The 25156-nt window shown below is 41.8% G+C and carries 11 protein-coding genes; 7 read left to right on the top strand and 4 right to left on the bottom strand.

What is annotated here, in order from left to right:
* Positions 1-90: 90 nt before the first annotated feature.
* Positions 91-1992 (bottom strand): ATP-binding cassette domain-containing protein, encoded by a 1902-nt coding sequence (locus BVC89_RS12410; protein ID WP_086931486.1) that lies wholly within the window; start codon positions 1990-1992, stop codon positions 91-93.
* Positions 1993-2203: 211 nt separating this feature from the next.
* Between BVC89_RS12410 and BVC89_RS12405 the strand changes: the two genes are divergently transcribed.
* The gene (locus BVC89_RS12405; RefSeq protein ID WP_086931485.1) at positions 2204-4195 is read left to right on the top strand and encodes a transglycosylase SLT domain-containing protein; all 1992 of its coding nucleotides are present in this window, start codon (positions 2204-2206) and stop codon (positions 4193-4195) included.
* A 90-nt stretch (positions 4196-4285) separates the two neighbouring features.
* A complete protein-coding gene (locus BVC89_RS12400; RefSeq protein WP_086931484.1) occupies positions 4286-4858 on the top strand; it encodes a hypothetical protein in 573 nt (190 codons plus the stop codon).
* A gap of 185 nt (positions 4859-5043) precedes the next feature.
* On the opposite strand, the gene BVC89_RS12395 is transcribed toward BVC89_RS12400, so the two are convergent.
* Positions 5044-5274, bottom strand: a complete 231-nt coding sequence (locus BVC89_RS12395; RefSeq protein WP_086931483.1) for a glutaredoxin family protein — start codon at positions 5272-5274, stop codon at positions 5044-5046.
* A gap of 614 nt (positions 5275-5888) precedes the next feature.
* On the opposite strand from BVC89_RS12395, the gene BVC89_RS12390 reads away from it, so the two are divergent.
* From BVC89_RS12390 to BVC89_RS12370, 5 genes are all read left to right on the top strand, one after another.
* Positions 5889-7091, top strand: a complete 1203-nt coding sequence (locus BVC89_RS12390; protein WP_086931482.1) for an ROK family transcriptional regulator — start codon at positions 5889-5891, stop codon at positions 7089-7091.
* Positions 7092-7395: 304 nt separating this feature from the next.
* Positions 7396-10377 (top strand): TonB-dependent receptor, encoded by a 2982-nt coding sequence (locus BVC89_RS12385; protein WP_245929389.1) that lies wholly within the window; start codon positions 7396-7398, stop codon positions 10375-10377.
* Positions 10378-10391: 14 nt separating this feature from the next.
* Positions 10392-11900 carry a tryptophan halogenase family protein gene (locus BVC89_RS12380; RefSeq protein ID WP_086931480.1) on the top strand — a complete coding sequence of 503 codons (1509 nt, stop codon included), beginning with the start codon at positions 10392-10394 and terminating at the stop codon, positions 11898-11900.
* 461 nt (positions 11901-12361) lie between these two features.
* The gene (locus BVC89_RS12375) at positions 12362-13546 is read left to right on the top strand and encodes a glycoside hydrolase family 130 protein (RefSeq protein ID WP_086931479.1); all 1185 of its coding nucleotides are present in this window, start codon (positions 12362-12364) and stop codon (positions 13544-13546) included.
* The gene (locus BVC89_RS12370) at positions 13543-14772 is read left to right on the top strand and encodes an AGE family epimerase/isomerase (RefSeq protein ID WP_086931478.1); all 1230 of its coding nucleotides are present in this window, start codon (positions 13543-13545) and stop codon (positions 14770-14772) included. Before BVC89_RS12375 ends, BVC89_RS12370 begins: the two co-directional genes overlap by 4 nt.
* A gap of 83 nt (positions 14773-14855) precedes the next feature.
* Here the strand turns inward: BVC89_RS12370 and BVC89_RS12365 are convergent, their stop codons facing one another.
* On the bottom strand, positions 14856-23195 hold the full coding sequence (locus tag BVC89_RS12365; protein ID WP_086931477.1) for a thrombospondin type 3 repeat-containing protein: 8340 nt from the start codon (positions 23193-23195) through the stop codon (positions 14856-14858).
* A 464-nt stretch (positions 23196-23659) separates the two neighbouring features.
* Positions 23660-25030, bottom strand: coding sequence for a DUF5610 domain-containing protein (locus BVC89_RS12360; protein ID WP_086931476.1), 1371 nt, complete (start codon positions 25028-25030; stop codon positions 23660-23662).
* Between the last annotated feature and the right edge of the window lie 126 nt (positions 25031-25156).

The raw sequence follows: 25156 nt of genomic DNA, 5'->3' as shown, positions 1-25156 counted from the left end.
ACAGATATTAGAAATTTTATGTAGCCTTAAGCATAGAGCAATGCGAATTCAAAAATGCGCATCCAAAGTAGGAGTTATCGAACAGATCCTCTACGTTTCACCCCCACTCTGCATTTCTAAACTTTCCCAACGCTCATATTTTTCGGCCAATTCAGCTTCCTTTTCTGCTAAAAGCTGGGTTTTCTCAGCAACCACAGTTTGGTCACCACTGAAGAAGGAAGGCACTGACATTTGTTGTTGAATATCTGCTATTTCTTCCTCAAGTTTCTCTAACATAGCAGGCAATCTATCAAGCTCTCGCTGCAATTTATAACTTAATTTCTTGGGCTTGGCGGAAGTTGTAGATGGTGTGGTTTCGCTACTTTTAGTTTCACGCTCTTCAGGCTTATCTGAGTTGTCAGCAGCAGTATCAGGCCATTTTCCTCCTTGACGTTTCCAGTCGCTGTAACCACCAACATATTCTTTTAGTTTACCATTACCCTCAAAGGCAATAGTGTTAGTCACCACATTATCCAGGAATGCTCTATCGTGGCTCACCAGCAATAAAGTGCCATCGAAATTCGCCAATAAATCTTCTAAAAGCTCTAGGGTTTCAGCATCTAGATCGTTCGTAGGCTCATCCATGACAAGTAGGTTAGATGGTTTGCTGAAGAGTTTGGCCAGTAGAATTCTGTTGCGTTCCCCTCCGGAGAGAGATTTGATCGCCGTGCGTGCGCGCTCACCGGAGAATAGAAAGTCCTGAAGATAGCTATAAATATGCTTAGTTTTGCCGTTGACCTCCACAGAATCTCGACCACCAGCAACATTATCTACCGCACTTTTTTCTAAATCCAGTTGATCACGCAGTTGGTCAAAATACGCCACCGATAACTTGGTTCCCAAGCGAACATTGCCAGACTGAGGGCTTAGCTCACCAAGAATTAACTTAAGCAGCGTGCTTTTCCCGATGCCATTGGGACCAATTAACCCAAGCTTATCGCCGCGCATGATGGTGGTACTAAAATTACTGACCAATGGCTTATCCTGCCAAGCAAAACTCACATTCACAAGTTCAGCAACGAGTTTGCCTGATGCCACTTCACCAGAATGCTCAATTTTAGCGACTTTAGGTGCTTGGCGACGATTCTGTCTTTCTACACGCATTTTTTCAAGAGCCCTAACTCGTCCTTCATTACGTGTACGTCGAGCTTTAATACCCTGTCGAATCCACGCCTCTTCTTGGGCTAACTTTTTATCAAACAATGCATTGTGGCGAGCTTCTGTCTCAAGTGCCTTCTCGCGGAAAGTCAAAAAGCTCTCATAATCGCCATCCCACATAGTCAGATGGCCGCGATCCAGTTCACCAATTTTATTCGCCACACTTTTTAAGAAGGCTCTATCGTGGGTAATAAAGACAATAGCGCCAGCAAAATTATTTAACTGCTCTTCCAACCATTGAATCGCGGCAATATCCAGATGGTTGGTGGGCTCATCGAGTAATAAGACATCTGGGCTCATAACCAGTGCTTGCGCCAGCGCAACCCGGCGACGCCATCCCCCCGATAAGCTATTCATGCTGGCCTTGCCGTCTAATTCTAAGCGGGTTAGCACCTGCTCAATACGATTTTGCAGATTCCAGCCGTCAGCACTTTCAATTTTTTGTTGCAACTGTTCTATAAGTCCTAAGTCTTCATTTTTTACAGCTGCATCGAAACGCTTGAGGTCATCTAAGATACCCGCCAAGCCGCCGGCAACGAATTGAAAGATAGAGATGTCCTGGGTTTCGGGCAGGTCTTGCGCCAAAGTTGCCATCACCGTAGTAGGTGCAGACCAAATACTGCCCTCGTCGGGATGGGCAACACCACTCATTACTTTCAGCAGTGTCGATTTACCAACACCGTTGCGACCGATAATACAAAGACGGTCGCCCGGGTCTAATTGCAATGCCACGTCATCGAAAATGACCTGCTCACCGTAGTGCAGATGTAGGTTAGTGATTTTAACTAATGGCATTAATACCTCGTTATAGGATAGTGATTATTTACGGGAACAAAATGAAAGAACATAGGATCAGAAAACTATCTGGAAATATTTAATACAATTCGTATTTCTATCATTTCGATAAAAAACAGAAAGTTAAAGCATTTAAGATTGGTAAAAGCTGGTATTTTCAGTAACAATAAAGACATTACAATCCATTCTGGCAGCACTATTATTATCTTTTATGACGCAGTTATTAAACAAGGATTTACACCGATTATTTTACGTTCTCGTGTTATTGAATGTCACTCAGTGGTCAAATGCGCAAGGCCCTGATGCTAAGTGGTTTGCTCCGCAACCCAAAGATACACGACGTGAACTAACGGAACAACGCTACCATTACGAATTGGCTAAAAGTGCTCTCTCAAAAAACAAGCTCGAAGAATATCAGAAAAATTATGCCAAGTTGGGCGACTATCCACTTGTGCCCTACCTTGACTACATGCAACTGAAAAAGAACATCTACGATTTCGAATTTTCCAAAATCGATACATTCTTTACTGCCAATGAAGGTTCTTACCTTGAATACCGTCTGCGAAGCCACCTTTTGCATGCCCTAGCAAAAAGACGTAAATGGCGTGATTTCAATAGCTACTATACGCCAAATATGCGTCAGCAGTCTTTGCTGTGTATGTCTCTATATGCTCGTATCGCAACAGGTGATAATCAAGCATATAGTGAAGTGAGCGATATTTGGATACAAGGTAAATCACAGCCAAAAGACTGCGACCCGTTGTTTAAAAAGTGGCGTAAGCACGGAGGTCTAACCGATGATATCGCATGGACACGTTTCGACAATGCCATCCAAAATAAAAAGATCAGTCTCGCTCGTTACGTTGTAAGGTTTATGTCGGAGAAAAATAAGGCTTATGCAAAAGAGTATCTCGGAATACATGCCTATCCGGCTAGAATAAAACAGCAGCGACGCTTCTCTGAGCAATCATTAAAGACTCAGCAAATAATTGCGCACGGCATTCGTAGGTTCGCCCGTATCGATCCTCTTAAAGCACTAGAATACTGGGAACGATATGAAGCCCAACAACTCTTTCCTTCTGATATCAGTACGAAAACTAAAGTCTATCTTATAAAGCGTTTAGCGTTTAAAGGCTTTGTCCAAGAAGCCGAAACACTCATAGCAAACTCGCAAGAATTGCGACAGCAAGATGTGATAGAACAACTTATAAGAGAATCTTTACGTACACAGGAATACGCTAAAGTTATTCGTTTAATCGATTATCTATCACCAAAAGCTCAGGCGTCTAACCGCTGGCGTTATTGGCGTGCCAGAGCTCAGGACGAATTGGGTGCAGGCAATAGCGATAATAGTAGTACCAGTATTTACCAAGAGCTATCTCAAACTCGTAGCTTCTATGGCTTCCTTTCTGCTGACCTACTCAACCGTGATTACACCTTGGAGCATAAGCCCAGTGCAGTGCTACCAAGTACATTGCTAGTAGTAAGAAAAAACCCTGCCATCATCCGCGCTAAAGAACTTTGGCTTAAGGGAAGTTTTAGAGAAGCTCAAGGTGAGTGGCATTTTGCAACGAAAAATATGCCTCCCGTAGAGTTAGCTGCCGCCGGCCATATTGCCCGCCATTGGGGCTGGTACAATCAAGGCATACACGCCATGATCCGAGGTAACCTTTGGGATGACCTGGATGTACGCTTTCCTTTAGCATATCGAGAAACTGTTGAAAAAGCAGCATCAAATACAGATATCGAAAATACTTTTATTTATGCAATAGCTCGACAGGAGAGTGCTTTTTCCGAAAAGGCTCGCTCATCTGCCGGAGCAATGGGGCTTATGCAGTTAATGCCTGCTACTGCGCGCCAAACAGCCAAGAAAGGCGGCATTAAAAAACATAGAGACAGCTTGCTACTCGATCCTGAATACAATATTTCCCTTGGCAGCCGTTATCTCGACGAACTTCTGGAGAAGTATAAAGGCAATAGAATACTTGCCGCAGCGGCTTATAATGCTGGGCCACATAGGGTGAATGGCTGGATTAAAGACACCCCGGCGGATGTCCCCTTTGATGTTTGGATAGAAACAATTCCTTTTAAAGAAACACGTGGTTACGTCCAAAATGTACTAGCTTTTTCTGTAATTTATGCTTATCGCCTCGGACAACCAAGTACCTTTATCACCGATAATGAAATAAATCTTCCTTTGTAACCAAGATCAAACGCAAGATCCCGATACCTGTGCCATACTCAGTAAAACTTGATTACAATCATTCGCACACTCATGTTGAAGGAATGCTTGATGAGTCAGAACACTACATCGCATGAAAATTTCCAAAGCAATTGGTCACATGTCTCAGAAACAGTCAATATGCTATACCTTGCCGTCTGTCAAATTGAAACAACCATGACGGATGCTAATGATTCTGTAGACACTTTAACCAAAAGCTTTACTCACCTAGCCAACCACACACGAGATGTTGGCCATCATGTAGAAAATGTCACTGAAAAAGAAGACTTTCAGGACGTTAAAGAAGAAATAGCGCAAACCACCGACGAAATACAAGACAATATTTCTCAAGCAATACAAGCCTTTCAATTCTATGACAGAGTCTGTCAGCGTATTGACCATGTAGCTCGCAGCTTAGAAAAAGTGTCTGAACTATTGTCGGATGAAGATAGTCTTGCTAAACGTCCGCACTGGAAAAAAGTGCAGGATCAAATTAAATCAAGCTATACCATGGAAGCAGAAAGAATAATGTTTGAATTCATTATGCGAGGTGGCAGTGTAAAAGAAGCGTTAGAAATATACCGCCATCATTTTTCTGCAGAGCCAGAAGACAGCAACGACGCAGATGAAATAGAATTATTTTAGACTCTAGCTGTACAAGTCATCATATATTTCCTCTACTAAAATAGTAGAGGAATTCCATAGCAGTTATAAGTGCAGCGCAACAATGTGGACTGCCTATATATTGTGAAGTACGTGTGTTTTACATTGTATTTTTAGCTGCGTAGCAAAAATGCTCAACTATAGATGATAACTACAAGCTAAAAAAATTAAAGGCTAGCATACCACTCCAATAATGTTTTTTGGTCGAAAGGCCATCCTAACTCATGATTGGTATTCTTATTTTTTACAACAGGAATACGAATCGCGTACTTTTGCATAAGAGCATCGTCATCAGCAATCTCAACTTTATTAAGCGATACCCCTTCTAAGCACTGTGTTATTAAGTCGTAGGCTTGATCGCACAAGTGGCAACCTAAGGTTGTATATAATATTAACATGGGAAACTAGTCACAAAATAAAAACCCATCCTAAAAGCAAATGGATATTTACGCAAACTTTAGACACCAAAATATATAAATAGATACAAATTGCAAAAGAAAGCAGGAACTAGACCTTTTATAATGCAAAAAAATTTATATATTTGCGTCAATCACTATTTCGTTACAAATTGCTCACATTACAGAACTCTTGTCATATAATAGCTTGAAGATGGATTGTAGCACTTATAATATGCCCTGCCGGCATTAATCAAATGTCTTTACTAAAGCAAGTTCTCCACTACAAGTAACGGCAACAATGGTAAACGTTTCCACGAGAAACGATGTTATTAGCATAAGTAATATAAATAAATAGTGCGAAGTATTGACGCAAAAACTGTGTAGAAAAGCTATGTATGGACACCTATATAATAGCAAGACTAATGCATTTACCATTGGTATTACCAATGCATTTTTTTCTGCAATTAGTAAAAAGGAAAAATATGCTTTATTAATTTAAATAATTTAAATTAAATCCAAAAGGAATTATAGCCACCAATTAATAAATGCAACAAAAAGCACAACTAAATAGAAAGCGAAATAAAAAGTAGATTAGAGAAAAGGCAAATAAACACATGGTGCTACCATCACAGAACAATAACCCAATTCAATCCTGTAGGTACAACGAGCGCTTAGTGCTACACCTTCTTCGTGTATCACCTCATGCATCTAAAGCAGTGTTAGCTAGAACATCTGGCCTGACCGCTGCCGCTATAGGTGGAATTATTGCGTCTCTAAGTAAAAAAGGGCTCGTTATGGAAGCAGGCAAACGCCAGGGCGATTTGGGACAGCCTGCAACATTGCTAAAGCTTTGCCCTGATGGTGCTTTTGGTATAGGTGTTAGTATTAATCGCGGCAGTATCGAAACTATTCTCATGAATTTTGAGGGTAAAAAAGTTGCTGGATACTCGCATGATATTATTTTGCCTGAGCCAGAGGCTGTATTAAAATTGGTATTGGCAGACATAAAGAAGTTACTTAAGACTGCAGCTAAAAATAAACAAGATAAAATTGCAGGCATCGGTATTGCTCAACCCTATCATTTAGGCAGTTGGCGAACCGGGAATGCCGACTGGATTCCCTGGGACACTTACGATCTTGCATCCAACCTTAGCAAAAAAACCGGCATGACATGCCTGAAGGGAAACGACGGAACTGCGGCCGCCGGTGCGGAGCTTGTTTACGGTCTTGGCAACACGGAACAAGATTTTATTTACTTTTATTTTGGCCCTCCTCTAGTAAAAAGTTTAGGGGGCGGTGTTGTTATAGATGGCAAATGCAGAATTGGCTCTACCGGTAACGCTGGTGATATTGGTTTAATTCCAGTTGCAAAAAGTAAACTGGCTTCCTGTAAGCCAGATAAGCAATACGGCACTTTGCTAACAGATAGAGCTTCCATTAATTCTCTAGTACTATACTTGCAGCACCAAGGCTGTAAAATAACAAGCAACGCAGAATTTGAAGACGCAGTAGAGAATAATAAAAAATATGTTCAACAATGGTTGGAAGATTGCCTTAATGCATTGGAGCAGGCTGTTTCCTCTATTCAATCTGTGCTAGATATTCCTTTAATCGTTATTAATGGCGATAATGAGAATTCCAATTTAATTGACAGCATTATTAACATGTTAAATTCTCGACTAACTCAAGTATCAAATGAAAGTCGACCAATGCCGGAAATAAAACGTGGCTCATTTGGCAGTGATGCTGCAGCTATTGGAGCTGCGACAATGCCTCTGGACTCTTACTTTTCTCCTAACCAGAGCACCGCAAAATAGCAGTGATTAGCACAGGGCCTTGGTGATAAAAGCCAGAGGCCCTAAATAATTAAACATCACCTAGCTGGCATTTAAGCGCCAAAATTCACACTTTTGATGGCAAAGCAAAACAGTAATTAATGATAATTTACTTAATTTCTTGGTAGAAGCGGAATTAGATATTGCATATTGTCGTTTTTGTTATTATATTAGACTAATTAAACGAAGTTAATTTAATAAGTACATATAATAAAAATAACTGGCTTTAACTGTATCTTCTTGTCCTCTCCAGACTATCTCCAATATAAAAATAATGAGGAAAATTGTGGCTAAAGATAGATTTTTCAGAAAAAAATTGCTCCCTACTCTCGTTACTGCAAGCGTAGCTGTTAGCACAACCGAAAACCTTGCAGCGCAAGATAGAGATATCGAAGAACTCGTTGTCATTGGCATCCGTGGCGCGCAAATAAGTGCTATCAATAATAAGCGAGAAGCGACTTCCATCATGGATTCCATATCCTCAGAGGATATAGGCAAACTACCTGATGTTACGATCACAGACTCATTGCAACGAATCACTGGCGTGCAAGTAGTTCGTTCTGCAGGTGAAGGGGGCAAAATAAGTATTCGCGGTCTCCCAAGAGTGCTGACAACCCTTAACGGCGAAAGCTTTTTGGCCGCGGGCTCTATAACAACGGCACAACCGGACTTAAACGACATCCCCTCACAGCTTTTCTCTGGTGCCGATGTTATAAAGTCCACCAAAGCGTCTCATACCACTGGTGGTATCACCGGTATTGTTAACCTTAAAACCTTTCGCCCATTCGACTTAAAGGAAGGCCTTACCCTCTCAGGAGCTGCTGAGGTACAAAGAGGAGAATCATCAGAAGAAGAAGACCCATCTTTAAACGGCCTTATTAGCTGGCAAAACAACCGCTTCGGGGTTATGGCCTCAGTCGCTTATCAAGAAAAAAACCTCGCCAATTATTACAGTGGTATGGCCAACGGTGGTGAAAACGCAGGCTGGTCTCAAGTTTCTGGCGAGGATTGGGCTTGGGGTCGCGATCTCAATGGCGACGGCGATATAGATGACGCTTTTCTATCCTACCAAGGCCATCAGGCATCTAATCGATTCACTGAACGCGAACGCATAGGATTCAATGGAGCTGTGCAACTGGATCTAGGCGAAGGCTTCGAACTAGTGTCGGAAATATTTTATACCGATATGGAAGAATTTAGGCGTTCAGCAGGCTTGGTTCATTCCGATAAATGGAATCGATGGGGGTGGTTTGAACCGCGTTTTGCCGATGGCACACCCTCTTATCGAGCTACAGGCATAGAAGCTGACAGTCGCGATTTTTTCACGACACAAGCTTATACAGGTAATGGCCGACGCTTGAAAAGTTTTTCGACGTTGCAGCATACGGAGAATTTTTCAAGAAATATAAATATCGAACTTAAATACGATAACGGCGGCAAACTCACCACACAAACGCGTTTTGTGTCTGCAGATGCCGAGCAAAACCGTATTTTCGGCAGCGCCGACATCGATTTAGCCAATGGCAATCAGTGGGGAGTGGAATTTCAAGATTATGCCGATGGTCGCCTTGCCACTAACCCCAACGGTTACACCGGCTTTCCACAACTCACCGTTGATTATCGCGGCGATGGCGCACTTTGGAGCGGCTTTGGCAATAACGCAAATGCAGATATTGATGGCAACGCTAACGGCGCCACAAGGTCTATTGGCAGCTACTTAAGCGATATAAGTAGCTATGGTGTTGGCGCTATTACCTCAGAAAACAACTTCGATCGCGAAGCAAGTTTAGATGTCGCCCGTTTTGACGGCGCATTTGAATTGGATGAAGGCCAATTTATTACCTCCATTGAAGCAGGCATTCGCTATAGCGCGAGGAAAGCAGAGAATAATGCATACGAACTTGCAGCGCCCTTTGGTGAAAACGGGTGTCTAGTAAAATGGAAAGCAACGGATGTTACGCTTAACCAAGACAGTTGTAATTCTGGCCTCAATCTCGACGACAATGATCCTGACAACGACATTTTCTTCACCGCAGGCCGCCCCATGAATCTGGCCGAGTTGGGTAATGTGATTGAAGTAACAGATTTAGGCCCAGTGAGGGGAATACCTGCATTTTTTGCATTAGATCCTGCGGCTATGGATGATGTACTGGGTTTTCATAATTCCCTCTATCCAGGCAATATAAGATCATCGGTTCCCGGCTCTTCGTACAAAGTTGACCTGGACGAGCTTAGCTATTACGTACAAGCCAACTTTGCTCTCGGGCCCTTAACAGGCAATATCGGTATACGTCAAGTAGATACCACGCTAACTGTGGTACAAAATGTGGTAGGTAATTCGTTACCCTATGGTCTATCTGCCGTAGATGCGGGTGATCGCATTACAGAAAGAGAGTACGGTGATACCCTACCCTCATTAAATATATCCTACAATATTACCGACAATATCAAGCTGCGTGCCGCTTACGCAAAAACCATGACTCCCCTTGATCTTGAACAGTGGGGAGGCGCATTTGATCCAGATTTTACCTTTGACGGTGATCCTAACAGCCCTACCTTTGAGCAATTCATAGCGGTCAGTGCCAGTGAAACAGGTAACCCAAATCTCGACCCTTGGCGAGCAGATAACTTTGACCTTTCCTTGGAATATTACTTCGGAGAGGGAAGCTTATTTAACATCGGTGCATTCTTAATTGATGTAGAGAGCTTTGCCGAAGGTGCAGAAGAACAACGTGCCTTACCAGATCAAGATGGCGTGGTGCGACGCTCCGTGCCGGTCAATACCATTGTTCAAGGAGAGGGTGCTGACTTAAAAGGCGTGGAAGTGGCAATGAAATTTGCCTTCTCTGATTTCACCAGCAATGAATTTCTAGGGTATTTCGGTGCCGATATTAACTATACCTATTCGCCTAGCGACAAGGGTAAGGATTTAGCAGGCAATGACTTGGGCTTCGTCGAAAACTCAGAAGATGTCTACAATATTGTTGCTTGGTTTCAGTCGCAGCGATGGCAAGCTCGTTTGGGGTACAACTATAGAAGTGAGCGAGTACTTTTGGGAACCGATAACGAAGCGGCTTTAATACAAGATGAGACCGCCTATCTTGACGCTTCTATTAGCTATGATATTACCGATGAAATCACATTGTTTATCAATGGTTCTAACATTACGGATGAGTCAGAACGTTACTACTGGCAATTTGAAGATCAGGAAGTGTGGGAAAATACATTTGAGGCACGATACAGCCTGGGCATAAGAGCAACATTTTAATTGGCAAATTATTTATGTCATGCAATAAAATAGAGAATATTATTATTGTTGGTGGAGGCACTGCAGGTTGGATGGCAGCATCTAGCCTGGCCAATTTTTTAAAAAACACACCGACAAAAATCTCTGTTATTGAATCGCCGACAATAGCGACGGTTGGCGTCGGCGAGGCAACGTTACCCACCATTCGAGGCTTTAATTTTTCTCTGGGTATTGATGAATTAGATGTTATTAAGAAAACTCAAGCTACATTTAAATTAGGAATAGAGTTCAAAGATTGGTATAAAATTGGCCATTCTTTTTTCCACCCTTTTGCCCAATACGGATTAAAAGTAAACGGTGTAGATTTTCATCACTATTGGCAAAAAATGCGAAGCGTAGGTGATAAAACCAATATCAGTGATTATTGCCTTCCAATCCTAATGGCTAAAATGGGGCGTTTTTGTCAGCCCAGTGAAAGACCAACGACACCACTTGCCAAGTATGCTTACGCCTACCACTTCGACGCCCTGTTATATTCTGATTACTTGCGCCAATACGCACTAAATCTAGGTGTCGAAAGATTAGAAAAAACTGTAGTCGATGTCTCACTTAATACTTCAAATGGCTTTATTCAATCTCTTTATCTCGACGATGGAAACCATTTGCCAGGAGACTTATTTATTGATTGCTCCGGATTCCAAGGTATTTTAATCGAGCAAGCACTAAAAACAGGTTATGAAAATTGGAGCCATTGGCTGCCTTGCGATAGAGCTGTGGCTATACAAAGTGAGAATAAAAGTGACCCCCTTCCCTACACGCGTGCGATAGCACAAAAAGCAGGTTGGCAATGGCGGATACCACTGCAGCATAGACAAGGCAATGGTTATGTTTATGCAAGCCAACATTTATCCGATGAGGAGGCTTACCTATCATTGACCAGAGATATTGAAGGAAGTCTATTAAATGAAGCCAACTGGTTGCACTTTACTACTGGTGTTAGGAAAAAATTTTGGAATAAAAATTGTGTTGCACTAGGCTTAGCGGGAGGATTTTTAGAACCGTTAGAATCCACAAGTATTGGACTAATCCAAACCGGTCTAGCCAAATTGCATACATTCTTCCCTCATCAAGGCTTCGATCAGTGCTTAATTGACGAAGCTAATCGTCTATCTCAAGCGGAATTTGAAAGAGTGAGAGATTTTTTAATTCTGCACTATAACGCTAGTCAACGCGAGGACGGCGAGCTCTGGCAATACTGCCGAAATATGAGCCTACCAGAGCAACTTACACATAAAATTGAGCTTTTTAAAAACCGCGGTCATATCGTATCTTATGAACAAGAATCTTTTGAGGAAGCCAGTTGGGTTAGCATATTTAATGGATTTAATATACACCCACAAAGCTACGACCCAATGGCAGACAATATCAATGAAGAAGTTGTGCGTGAAAACCTCTCTAATATTCGTCGCTTAATTTATTCCGGGGCAGCTAAAGCGCCCAAACATAAGAATTTTATCCAAAAACACTGTATGTCTCCTTTATAAATTCTGTATGTCTCCTTTATAATTTATAACTTACCAAATGAGCAAGGGTAAGAACAAACATAAAAAATGTTTATAGCTAGACTCATCTAATTAAATAAAATATATTTACCATCGACAGTGTCAGTTACTGAATACAAAATTGTGAGCGAACACTACTGACACTTAAAATATTAAAAAGCTATTACAGTGGTATAAAAACACCTAATTATTAACACATTTTTCGTCTTGCGTTGTATGTAGATCAAAGCAAACAACAATAGAAAATGGAGTTACACCAGTAGAATAGCGAGAAGCTGTATGAATTTTCGGGCATAACTTAGACACAAAAAAGTATTATTTCTTAAAAATAGTTACTAAAGTTAGATAAAACTTATTTTAAAGACAAAGTAAATATAAATTTGCCACTCACATGACTATCTACACCACAGTATCCACATCAATAAGTAGTAAAGGAAACCAAGATGAGCGATTTTAAAGCAAAAGTGAGCTCCTTGATATCAGACAACTTGTCATTGATTACAAAAAAGAACTATCCAAAGAAAAATAACAACGGTGTTTTTCAACGCTGGCAAAACCCTATTGTTACTGCGTCGCATACGCCAATTACTTGGCGTTACGACCTAGATGAAGCGAGCAATCCATTTTTAATGGAACGTCAATCAATTAACAGCACATTTAACGCAGGTGCTATTTATTTAAACGGTAGCTACTTATTAGCGGTTAGAGTAGAAGGCGCTGACAGAAAATCATTTTTCGCCATTGCAGAAAGTAAAACTGGTATAGACAATTTCAAATTTTGGGACTATCCCATAACCATTCCGGAAACAGAAGTTAAAGATACCAATATTTATGATATGCGTCTAACCCAGCATGAAGATGGCTATATTTATGGATTATTTTGTACGGAGCGAAAAGACAATAGCCACCCTCATGACACATCGGCCGCTATTGCACAATGCGGTATTACCAAAACTAAAGATCTTATCACATGGGAGCGTTTGCCCGATTTGATAACCTACTCCGGCCAACAACGTAATGTTGTTTTACACCCCGAGTTTATTGATGGCAAATATGCATTATACACACGCCCCCAGGATGGCTTCATTAATGTGGGCAAAGGAGGTGGTATAGGTTTTGGCCTTTGCGACACGATGAATGGAGCAGAAATAAAAGAAGAAATTATCGTTGATAATAAAGTTTACCATAGCATCAACGAAGCCAAAAATGGCCAGGGGCCCACACCCATTAAAACTCCTGAGGGCTGGCTTCATTTAGCCCATGGTGTACGCAATACGGCAGCGGGACTGCGCTATGTTCTCTATTTGTTTATGACAGACTTAAACAAACCTTGGCAAGTAACTCACCGTCCCGGTGGTTATTTTATGGCACCACAAGAAGAAGAATGCGTGGGTGATGTGTCGAATGTGCTATTCTCTAATGGTTGGATATGTAATCAGAGAAATGAAGTATTTATTTACTATGGCTCGTCAGATACTCGCATGCATGTGGCTACATCCTCTATTGAAAAACTTATCGATTATGTGAAAAACACACCACCAGATAGCCTTTGCTCAGCGGAGGCCGTCAATATTAAAAACGTACTGATCCGAAAAAATCTTGAAGCGCTTAAGGTACTTGGAATATGAGTGTATTATTAAATGATTTTGCAGTTAACAAAAGTCAATTAATATTAAGTGATAAGCACTTTAAGAATGAACTTGTTGCCATTGCTAATTGGTGGATAGAAAACACAATCGATAAAACCAATAATGGATTTATCGGCGAAATTACCGCCACGGGCGTAGTAAAGGAAAAAAGTAATAGAGGCATTGTGCTCAATACCCGAATCCTCTGGTTTTTTAGCGAAATAGCCTTATATTTCAATGAAGTGAAGTACAAAGAAATCGCCGATCGAGCTTATCATTATATTCAATCCTTTTTTTTCGATCACACCTTCGGTGGTGTTGTTTGGGAAGTAGATTATCAAGGTCATTGTATTAATAACAGAAAGCAAATTTATGCTCAGGCCTTTGCTATTTATGCACTGTGTTCTTATTACAAACTTACGAAAAACCAACAAGTATTAGATAATGCGTATGCACTATATGGCTTGATAGAAAAATATGGGCACGATGATACTAATGGCGGCTATTACGAAGCCTTCTCACAAAAATGGGGACACCTAGATGATGTGCGCTTGAGCACCAAAGATCTTAACTACCCCAAGACAATGAACACTCACCTTCATATTATCGAGGCTTACACTGCGCTTTACTCAGTTTTCAATTGCTCTGATGTTAGACAGTCCTTAATCACTCTTTTAGGTTACTACCATAAATACTTTATCAATAAAGATAATTATCATCTACGAATGTTCTTGGATAATAACTGGCAGGATCACTCAACAACCTATTCCTATGGACATGATATAGAAAGTAGCTGGCTAATATGGGAATCCGTAAAAATCCTTGGAGACAAAGATCTATATAATATTTTTAAGCCGTTGGTTATCAAGTTGGCAGCAACCTGTTATCGAGAAGGGAGAGACGATAAAGGTGCGGTTCTCGATATGTACGATATTAAAAATAATAAAAATATTGTAGAGAGGGTATGGTGGATTCAAGCCGAAGCCCTAGTGGGGTTTTTAAATGCTTACGAAATTACAGGTGAATATTTCTATTTAGAAGCCGTCGCTAAAAACTGGCAATTTATCTGTAATAGCATTATTGATCATAAACACGGTGAATGGCATTGGTCATCCATACTGGATCAGCATGATTCATATCATCATTATAAAATGGGTTTCTGGAAAGCACCTTATCATAATGGCCGCGCTATGTTAGAAATGTGTAAAAGATTGCAAGTAGCTTAGGGCCTGTTAACAGGCCCTAAGGTGTCGCATCCTTGCTGCTACGCGACTCCATTAATCGATGAAACACTTTATCCGCTCCGAACCTATGGCAGCGACGGTGGCAAGGGCGGATTAAAGTTATCGCGAATAGTATTTCGCGCATTTTCATTAAATAGTATTTCCTCAAACGCTGTTCCCGCGAGGATTTTTCTGCCCAGACGCACAAAAGGTGAGTTTTCAATACCACTTTCCACAAAGATAAACGGTACCCTATCGTCTCTATCGAGATTGCCCATCATGGCAATATTTTCAGGGATAGTAAATTCCAGTACATCGACGCCTCCGATAGTTGTGGCAATGACTTGCACAGTATCGAGTACCATTGGAATGGCGCCAGCAACAATCGAACGCTTACTGATAACAGCGCGCAACTCGTTACCAGTCGATAAGCCATCGTTAGAAACTAGATGGATATCAATCATGAACTCGCCCTGCTCATCGAACCCTTGGCCGCCCCAAATAGCACCCACAGTAGTACCCGCACTAAATTCCGTATCAGAGTTAATAACTTCATCAAAACTTATAGCGGGGACCGCAGCACCGCTACCGTCACTAACTGAAACAATATTCTGGCAATTTAAGGTATCGGGCGCAAAAGGATGATCACATTCAAAACGATAGGCATCGGCTTGCACTGTAATATTAGCTACAAATGCTTGTGCACCATTAGGAAAAATAACACTATCATCTAGGCCTATACCAAAGGGTTCATCAATGGCATTAACCGCAAGCATTCCCTCAATATCAAAAACCTCAAGATCCATGTGATAGGTTTGAATAGTGGTAACATTACCGTTAGTGGTCGGATGCAAAATGGCCGTGTTTGGTGCATTAATAAAACCTTCCACGAACAAAAGGTCATCAACAGAAATAATACCGCTGTCAGTAAGATATTGCTCAACGCCCATTTGCTCAGCAGAGATATCAATCCAAGCAGCAGGTTGCGCGAAAAAGTCCCACATAAATATTTGCTCAATACTCGCCGTTTGGATAGTGCCATATTCAAATTCCGCAACACCGTTTTCACTGCGATGGGCTTCAAACCAACTTACACCTGTTGCAAAAGCTGCTTGCTCTTCAACTGCTGTCGGCGGCGTGGCCGTAACGTCCGCCATAACATTACAGACGATACTTCCATCTTGACTATTTTCTTGGTCATTAAAGCTAAAACTAAAACCGCTTGTTTGCTGGTTGAAAATACCCGCGCTACTTTGAAAAGTATCGGCGTCGGGATCGAATAAACTAAAGTCTCCTGTATCCGCCATAACACCCACTAACTCAGGGTCTTCCTCGCCAACGATAGTAAAAAATAGTTGATTACCGAGCGTATCCATTCTAACAATGAGAGACTCATCAATAGCGCTCACACAATTCCCACTTAGCTCATCAAAATCCTGGCTTGCCACTGCGTGAGAAATTTCTATTTTATAAACACCTGCAATGTCGGGTACAGTAAGATCGCACACATCGCCTAAGCCATCGAGATCTGCGTCTTGCTGTTGCGGATTAGCAATGACTTTGCAATTGTCCACGCTGTTGAGGATGCCGTCACCATCAATATCCGTGTTACCTAAATCGTCCTGGCCAGGGGTAGGTAAAGGACTACCATTACCAAGCTCTGCAAATACATTAATTTGTACGTCAACACCAAAATCGTTGATATGAAATTCGTAGCTGGCGCCATTGTTATCTCGATAATTAACAAAAAAGAAGCCACCATCACGAGTAAAGCTAAAGCTGCTATCTTCTATCGCTTGTTGGGTAATCGGATCAAATATTTCTAATGTGGTGCCGGCAACACCCGCTGGTAAAGAAACCTCGATAATAGTCGATGTTACATTGAAACTGGCGAGAACCGCTCCGCCGTCATCAAAGTTAAGTCCACCTGCTTGAGCATTATCGGAAAGATTTACAATGCCCTCAGTGACAAATGTATTTGCCAGTGACTGTGGACAATCAGAGCAGCCTCCGGGATCACCGGGATTGCCACCACCAGGCCCACCAAAGAATACTTCTGTTTCAATAAAGCCTTGACCGGCACCATCAAACTCACTGAATACACGAAAATCATCGCTACCTAAGCGACCAAAAAATTCGACACTAACGTCGCGTTCGTCGACGACGACTTCATATTCACCAGTCGAATTGGCATCAATAACTTGCGGCCCGTTAACCCCGAAGACTTCTAAAAAGCTTACGCCGTCACTCCCACCAGCAAAGGTAAATGTCCATTGGTTTGAGGCAAAGCTCACGGCAAGATCATTGACGCCATCACTATTAATATCATGATCGCCTGCTAAATCTGCACGTGGTGGTGGTAAAAACCAAGCTATACCCATCTCTTCAGAACGGACAAAACGAATATCAAAATCTACAGGCTGCCCAGAATCATGATTGATCGACATAAAACCCGGCGCAGTCAGTTCCAAGGTATTGCTACTATCACCCTGTTGATATTCATTGAAACCTGCGGTGAGAGTGAAATGTGCAAATATTTTTATTTCACCGCTAGCTTCACTAAAACTGTCAATCTGAATTTCCATAATAGTTTCATTACTATTAGGCTCAACTAATAAATAAAAGCCAGGACTATCCAGAGCAATTGACGTCAACATAGTTTGGCTGGGATCGCGCAACTCCAGTACGGATAAAAGAGATGCATCTAATGTCATGATATTATTGGCAACAAAGAAAAAGTCGGAGCTAAGCGTGCTCAGCTCGCCATTAGTACAAGTATCAGAGAAATTATCTGTCGAAATAACTCCACAAGTTGGCGAAGCGATATCACCTTGGATTGACGTATCGGTATTAAATGTAATTACCGCACCCTCACCTAATTCGCCACTGGTCAACCCTAGTCGACCACCATCTACTCGCGCATCTAAAACACCGTTGCCCAGAGTGATGGTGGCAAGAGTACCATCGTCATTGGCAGTTAAGGTCGTCAGTGTAAATAAACGATCCTGATCTGCACAGTTATCAGTAACTTGAGGCGAGCGCAATCCAGCAGCATCTGCCACCAAACACACATCTTGATTAACGATAATCTCAAACTCATTATCGGCAAATACACCGCCACCACCGGTAGTAGTAATATCTTCAATCGTCAGAGCACTGATACCAATTTCTTCTCCAGCATCATTTTCAAGGCGAGCACTAAAAGAAATATCGCATGAGCGCCCTCCAATCCAAGGAACATGGATTTGGAAATTCGCTTGGATACTGCGTCCACTTTCGTCTCTCGCTGGAGCAAAAAATGAAATATTTTCTTCGGGTAACCAAGGCTCACCCGGTTGAGATGAAGCACAAAAGATATTGAGTTCATATTCTACCGCGTTAGGAATAGGATCGGCGGCAATGGTAAATTCTCGCGTTACATCAAGGCTACTGAGGTTACTAACATTAGTGGGTTGCTCGGTACCAATAGTAATAGACAAATCTTCGATGACAGCCACATTATCAGGTAGCAATACAGATACGCTTCCTGCAACAGGTGGGCGAGCAGGACAAGCGCTATCACCACACATAAAGACATTACCGTCTAAGTCGGTGGGGACTCTAAAGATAATCTCATAGTCAAAGTTAATACGATTAGATAAATTACTAAGTGTCGCTTCTGGCACCTCCAAATTAAATCCAACACTATTGCCATTTTGGAAGGCACTAACAACATTCACCGTGCCATCTACATCGCGAGCAGAACATGAAAAATCCGTAAATTGACCATTATTATTGGATGGTGGTGAGCAGGTAAAAATATTTTGGCTTGTACTGTTGTCACCAAAAATTTCACTGCGAACGCTCACTACTTGAATATCACCAGGATAAACATTAAATGTTTCAACCAAAAAACTCTGATCAATACCAGAAGCGCCATCAGATTCTGCAAATGCAATGATTTCTAGTCCCTCCATAATATTGCCAGGAGTAGAACCATCGCTGAAATTTCCAGGAACATTTGGATCATTGTCATTAGGATCAAATAACGCGGCGACACCATCAAAATCTTGGTCAAATACTGACCCCACAATCGTGTTTAAATCAGATGAGAAATAAAGGCCTGGATGATTCTCTGGACAAGTATTGACTTGCTCCTGGTTAAAACATATCACTTCTCGTGGATCTTGCTGTCCATCAGAAGTCTGATTGCTAACGTCAGCAAAGCGAATCCATTCAAAGGCAATTTCAAAATTTGCTTGAGGGTCATTAGCGGCAAACTCTCGCAACACACGACCGAGATAAACAGGCGTTTGCGGATCATCAGCAGCATCACTAAACACTGCAATTAAATCATTATGGGCAAGGTTAGTTGTAAAAGCGGCAGCATTTTCAGGTGCCGGCTCCATCACCCAAGACAATGTCGTTTGGTTAAAGTTAATTTTAACCAGGGTAATACCTTGTCGACCGGCATCAACTCGAACCGGAATAGTAGTGTAATCAGGAGGTGTACCAAAAGTATCAGCAAAGTCAGCGACGGCTGAAATATTCGCTTCAAAATGGTCACTTGCATAGCGAATAACAATACCATCCGTAGCAGTTTCTAAAGCATCATAATGCACATCGTTGCCGCCGAAGGATATTTCCCTCGCCTCAAGCAGCGATGGGCCAGTATAACCACTGGGAGGGTCTAGAACCAACCAATCGCCGTACAACATATTTTGAAAAAAGACATTGGCACCGCTACCAGGGCCATTACCTGTATCGGAGCCGCCGGGCAAATCACCAAAGGCTGCTTCAGGAATGCCGATGTCACCAAGATTATTTATACTGGCAAAGCCAATGTCGATAAAGCCTTGAGTTCCTGCCGTATCTGATAGTGTGAAAATGTCGAGAAAGCGTAATTCAACAAGCCAAAATTTACCACCGGCATCACGCATTAAATAAATTAAATCATGCTCAAACGTACTAATATCACCGTCGATACTAATACTAGTATTTAAAACACTATCATCGGCGATGACAGATTCTAAAAGACCACGAATATTTGCACCAATAAGGTTGGCTAAACCTCTTAGCTGATCTTGTGAACCTTGGTTTAAACTAACTTGTAGTTCGCCATTGACATAACCGCCATATAACGGCGCAAAACCAACATTACTATCTATAGCATCAACAGAATATCCTGTGCTGGTAGAACTGAAAGTGAAATCTAGCACACCTAGACCAGCATTCTCTTCTTCACTAGTGAGATAAATAGGTGCACCGGGTTGTTCAAAATTGGAAACATCAATACCTTCAGGTGAACTACTGCCATCAGTATTGGGACGGCTCTGATCACTGATAAGACCAAGCCCGGGTATCGTCGCGAAACTTTTATCTGGACCTATGAATAATGGAAGTTCACTATCGCAAAGATTTAATTCTGGGCTAAAGCCATCCACCCAGAAGAAAAGCTCTGGTAAATCATTTTGGTAATTAGCAATATCAAAGCGTAAAACATAATCACGACCAAAAACACCAGACTGTACTTCAGGGGATAAACCTTCAATAGTGTAAGTACGTCGAGTTAAACCATTAGCGACAACAGAAGTACTATTAACCGTAGCACTAATTGCATCACCTTTAACAAACGCTCCTGTATTTTCATCGTAATCAACGGCAAAAATAGTAAGCGATAGAGGGTTACTACCGGCATTTGGATCAAGCCCATCAAAACGCTCTACCGTACAACTAACATCGACGCTAGTGGCACGAGCACCTAAATCATCGACAAAGTCATCAATATTTTGCTCTTTAAATTCAGGCAGAACAGGTAAGCCTGTTAAACCTGTATTTAAAGTATTGTTAGCAATCGTGAAAAAGTCGCCATTGGCAATGAGAGTAATATCTAGTAATTCAGATACCAGCGTCGCAACCGTTACCGAATCCGAGCCTTGCATGAATTTTATATTATTAAAATTAGGCAGTAATCGTGTGTTGCCATTGATCTGATCTTCAACGAAGAACCCCTCTTCAGGGGAGATAAGAAATTCTCCCTGCAGTAAAAAAGTTAAGAAAAATAGTGCTGAACGAATATTAATGTCACTCTCACTAGTAAGTGTGCGTCCAAAAAGCGTCGACGGTACCGATGAAGTTAGGCCTCTGGCAATACGGTCTCGTGCTCTTGCATAATCAGGTGACGCTGGTGTACCGGGGGTGCCTGCGGTTGCCTCTGTTCCAGTAATAAGGTCGCGATAACCTGCTGCATCAGAAGGATAAATATCTATTAAGGTACTGACTAAGTCAAACTGCACGCTGCTGGCAAAGCTAGCTTGTTGTATTGCTGACTGCACAGCTTCATCGGCAAACTGTGCATAAAAGCTTACTTTACCTGTTAACTGTTCTGCTGCAGCGATAGGAGTTTGTGCAAGTGACAAACTTAATTCTCGAACGAGTTCAGAGCTGTCAATAATATTTGCACCACCTTCTAAAGGTGCAATTCTACCAGTATAAATTGGAAACCCTTCAGGCGTCACATTAACCCCCTGCTTCGCCCACGTGAAAAATTGGGCAATAACAGCGGCTAAACGTTTTATTTTTAAAGTAGCATCTTTGTTGTCCACCAGCGAGTTGACCACCGCTGAAGAAACAAGAGATGCTTCTTGCAAGCGAAGCGTAAGATCGTGGTATATTCGTAAACGGTCAATCAGATTAAAATCTTCAACGGTTGGTGTGCTATCGGGGCTACTAATACGAGTAAAAGCAGCATCTACAGCGAGCTGAAAATCCGCTAAAGTCTGTCCGTTTAATAAGTCACTGACAACATCAGAAAGTGCGGGGGCGAAATATAAAGGCGCTTGAGGAACACCATCGCTATCGGGTACACCTAGTGCGGCACTGGCATCTGAAGTATAATCACTATCGGTTTCTAAATCACCACTGCCAATTTTAAATAGGCGAATATTGCGATCACCGAAACCACGCCCCCCGGGTAGAGAGGCGTCTGCAATATGTGGCGGTACGGGTAAGTTAATTGCAATCACACCGCCATCGCCGGCGTTATTTTCGTCGACCACAATCGCCAAGCCCATGGATAAAAACAAGCGTTGCAATGAACGGCGAAGTTGACGATTTTTTTCCAGGGCTTGCAGCGCCAATACTTGTTCGGCAGTTTGCCCGCCGGAAAGATCTAAAATACTTGCTAAGTTTCCGGCTGCTGTCGCCGCATCAATTGCGCTATCGACTTGTGTTGTGACGGTTTCTCCTAATACTGATTGCAAACCTGCCAATAACCCTTGCTGATCACTACTTAACGATGAAGCCAATGTGCTATCGGAAGCGGCTACTTCTTCATTAGCGTTGAGTACTGAGCTTTCTAAAGCTACAATTGCAGCATTCTGATCTGTTGCGGTTCCAGCAATCACATCTCCCAGCTGTGCGATATCTTCAGGAGGCACGTCCAAAGTAAATTGTGTTTCCTGCAGAGCAATCACATTTTCAACACTTTGGCCTTCGGGAATTTCAATGACACTGCTTGCCGCTTCTTCAACGACACGGGTTATATCATCTACCACGCTATCAATTACTGAAGCGGTTAGTTGTGTTACCAGCGTATCATTCACACCTAAGTCACGCAGAGAATCAATAGCATCTCGAATTTGATCGACAACAGTTTTAACAACTCGATGGACGATAGGATCTACCGGAACAGGAATCGGTGCGCCACTCTCGTCGATATTAGCAGGGTCTGCAATAGACTGTATGGCTAGGGCATTTTGTTCACCATTACCATCGGCTTTGACAATAACAGCCCGCACTTGCAAACGCCCTAATGCTCTAAATGCCGACATTATTGTCGCCTCATCTGCATCGGCGCTCACCAGATTCTGACTGACAAGATAATCCAGTACATCTGCAGCAGTAACAGTGTAAGCACCTTCTTCATCCGTGCGCACCGTTGCAATTGCGGTTGTAAAGTTGACATCCGCTAATAAAAACAAGGATACCAAGGCCGAAGCGGCTACCATATCTTCACGGCCTAGACTGCCATCTTCTAAGTCAGGTTTAGCCAATCCTACTTTATTATATTGAGCGTATTGTTGTACTGAAGAAGCGATTTTATACGAGCCAACGCCATAACTTTTACGCTGAGTCTTATTCGATGAAGCCACTTGTGTAGGATCAGGAAAACTCGCCACAGTCCCAGTTAACGCCACAGCCTGCAGGCCAGGCTCGGCAGTGGCCGTTGGTGTCGGTGTAGCGGTAATGATCGGTGTAGCTGTGGGTGTAACTCCACCACTGGCTCCACCGCCACTACTACTGCCACCTCCGCCACTACCGCCACCACATCCGGTGAGGGCAACTATAAATAAAAAACTAATAACATATTTTGTGTTGGATATGAGTCTTAATATGTTGTTTAAATTTTTGTGTGATAACGAAGATAGTGAAGCAAAAGAATCCATATAACTATCCAGCAGGAATTAACTTAGAGAGGATTGATAGTAAAATTCGACCTTACGGCGATAGCAGCAGTATAGACAGTATTTATAAATGGTGAATTTGGCACTATAAAAGAAAAAATCATATTAAAAGTAAAACTGTTTTTTTCTGTTTATTAATAACAAATGAGAAAAATTACTCTCTTACAAAAAACCACACGACACACAAAAGCTAAAATTTTCCATAACTCTTTTAAGAATATTTAGCGATAAATGCAAAAATTTGATTACCTAAAGACAAAGCCAGAAGTTGCAAGAAGCTATATAAGGAATAAAGAAGGCAAAGATATAAGAAAAAAGTCTTAATTTATTTTGAGATAACTGACATATTTTTGACGAACTTTAATTAGCATATTAAAAGCCCTCACAAAACTGTTATGTTTTGTAAGAGCATAATTGTATTAAAAGCCATCGACCAAATGGAAATTCTAGGAAAAATAAGGGACAAATTTATCGATAAAACTTTCTAATTTATTAGCTTGAGCTTCATCAATCGATTGTGTCTTTGCAAGGTTGCTAGCAAGCTCTGGTATTTCGCTAAAGTTTATCCCTGCACGGTCACTATTAGCACTAACATCCTTTAATAGTTCAATAAAGTCTCTCAAGCGTGAAAGGCTATCATTATCTCTAGCGATGCGTAGGCTTTCTCTCAAGTCGTTATTATCTCTATCAAGGCCTGAGTTTTGAGCGACTTGCGTGTATACCGTTTCTACTTTAGTGGTCACTTCTTGGCGTAAGTTTAAAGAAAAGTTAGCGATCTCAGATTCATCAAAACCTATTTCCAATGCCTGTTCAAAGGCTTCTTCTATATTGCCTGAGAAAAATGTCTCAGATAACGCTCCCACTTGATTAAGTAGATCATTGATAGCAGCAATCTCATCTTCATCTAACTCTCCTTCAATTTGTAGATTAAATGCACTACTTTCATATGTTTGTACAGCCACTCGGCCTGCCTGATAATTAGCATAATCAGACTGATAATCGGCAGCTTGCACAGCACCTCGCTCATCGCGACTGGCGGATGCTGAAATGGTAATCCTATCGCCATCTTTCGTTTGCAAAGTAAAATTAAAATCTCGATTAATAAGGTTTTGATAATTAATAGAAGACGCTTGCAGTATGTCAGATAAGTTATTATTGGGTTTAATTAGGTTTTCGGCAAACTGGGCAAAGGTATTTTCTGGTGATATTAGAGTACTGGTATTCTGTTGCCCGAAGTTAATCACCTGCGCATCATCAGTATCTGTATCGACAATTTGTACATCAGCGGTGCCCTGCTCCTCTTGATTTAATACCTCACTACCATCATCAACCGGTGAAGTAACACCGTAGTTAGTAGCTAGCTCATCAATACCAGCAAGCACAGCTTCAAAGGTTTCATTAAGTGCCGACTCTACCTCCGGCGATAGTAAACCTGCGGCAGAAAGCTCGTTTAATGCTTCATTAAATCCCTGCACAAACCCCTCATAACCAGCCTGTAGGCGCGCAGCGATATCTTCGTCCCCCGCACCTTCGAGTTCATCTGCTTTCAAACGCTGGGAGATAAAACTTAATATATTGTCCGCCGCTTGTGATTTGGGTGGCTCATCACTAATGGCTTGATACTTGGCAACGCCGCTGGCAACAAAAGTATGACTGCGTTGAGTTTCACCTGAAATTGTTACAGTGCTCGTTGATGAAGCAGAAACTTTGATACTCTGCTGAGTTTCAACTTGTTGCTGAACCACAGATACATTGGCACCTTGTTGTGCTTGCGAAGCAAGTTCTGATGTAGCATTTGCATGGGGGAAAGAAATCATAGTTATGATCCTGACAACTTGATAGGAATCTCATTAACTATGACATCGGCTTATACTGAGAAAGCTTAAAGATTAAATATTTATAAGAATTGTCTTCACAAAGACCGAAATATCTTTAGGATCTAC

Origin of the sequence: Agarilytica rhodophyticola (assembly GCF_002157225.2) — a bacterium.
Classification (GTDB): Bacteria; Pseudomonadota; Gammaproteobacteria; order Pseudomonadales; family Cellvibrionaceae; genus Agarilytica; species Agarilytica rhodophyticola.
Note: the sequence above shows the minus strand (reverse complement) of the source record. Positions and strands in the feature narration are given on the sequence as shown.

Excerpts from the sequence above, each read along its gene's own strand:
- BVC89_RS12410 (WP_086931486.1), bottom strand. The coding sequence starts at position 1,992 with ATGCCATTAGTTAAAATCACTAACCTACATCTGCACTACGGTGAGCAG.
- BVC89_RS12405 (WP_086931485.1), top strand. The coding sequence starts at position 2,204 with ATGACGCAGTTATTAAACAAGGATTTACACCGATTATTTTACGTTCTC.
- BVC89_RS12400 (WP_086931484.1), top strand. The coding sequence starts at position 4,286 with ATGAGTCAGAACACTACATCGCATGAAAATTTCCAAAGCAATTGGTCA.
- BVC89_RS12395 (WP_086931483.1), bottom strand. The coding sequence starts at position 5,274 with ATGTTAATATTATATACAACCTTAGGTTGCCACTTGTGCGATCAAGCC.
- BVC89_RS12390 (WP_086931482.1), top strand. The coding sequence starts at position 5,889 with ATGGTGCTACCATCACAGAACAATAACCCAATTCAATCCTGTAGGTAC.
- BVC89_RS12380 (WP_086931480.1), top strand. The coding sequence starts at position 10,392 with ATGTCATGCAATAAAATAGAGAATATTATTATTGTTGGTGGAGGCACT.
- BVC89_RS12375 (WP_086931479.1), top strand. The coding sequence starts at position 12,362 with ATGAGCGATTTTAAAGCAAAAGTGAGCTCCTTGATATCAGACAACTTG.
- BVC89_RS12370 (WP_086931478.1), top strand. The coding sequence starts at position 13,543 with ATGAGTGTATTATTAAATGATTTTGCAGTTAACAAAAGTCAATTAATA.
- BVC89_RS12365 (WP_086931477.1), bottom strand. The coding sequence starts at position 23,195 with ATGGATTCTTTTGCTTCACTATCTTCGTTATCACACAAAAATTTAAAC.
- BVC89_RS12360 (WP_086931476.1), bottom strand. The coding sequence starts at position 25,030 with ATGATTTCTTTCCCCCATGCAAATGCTACATCAGAACTTGCTTCGCAA.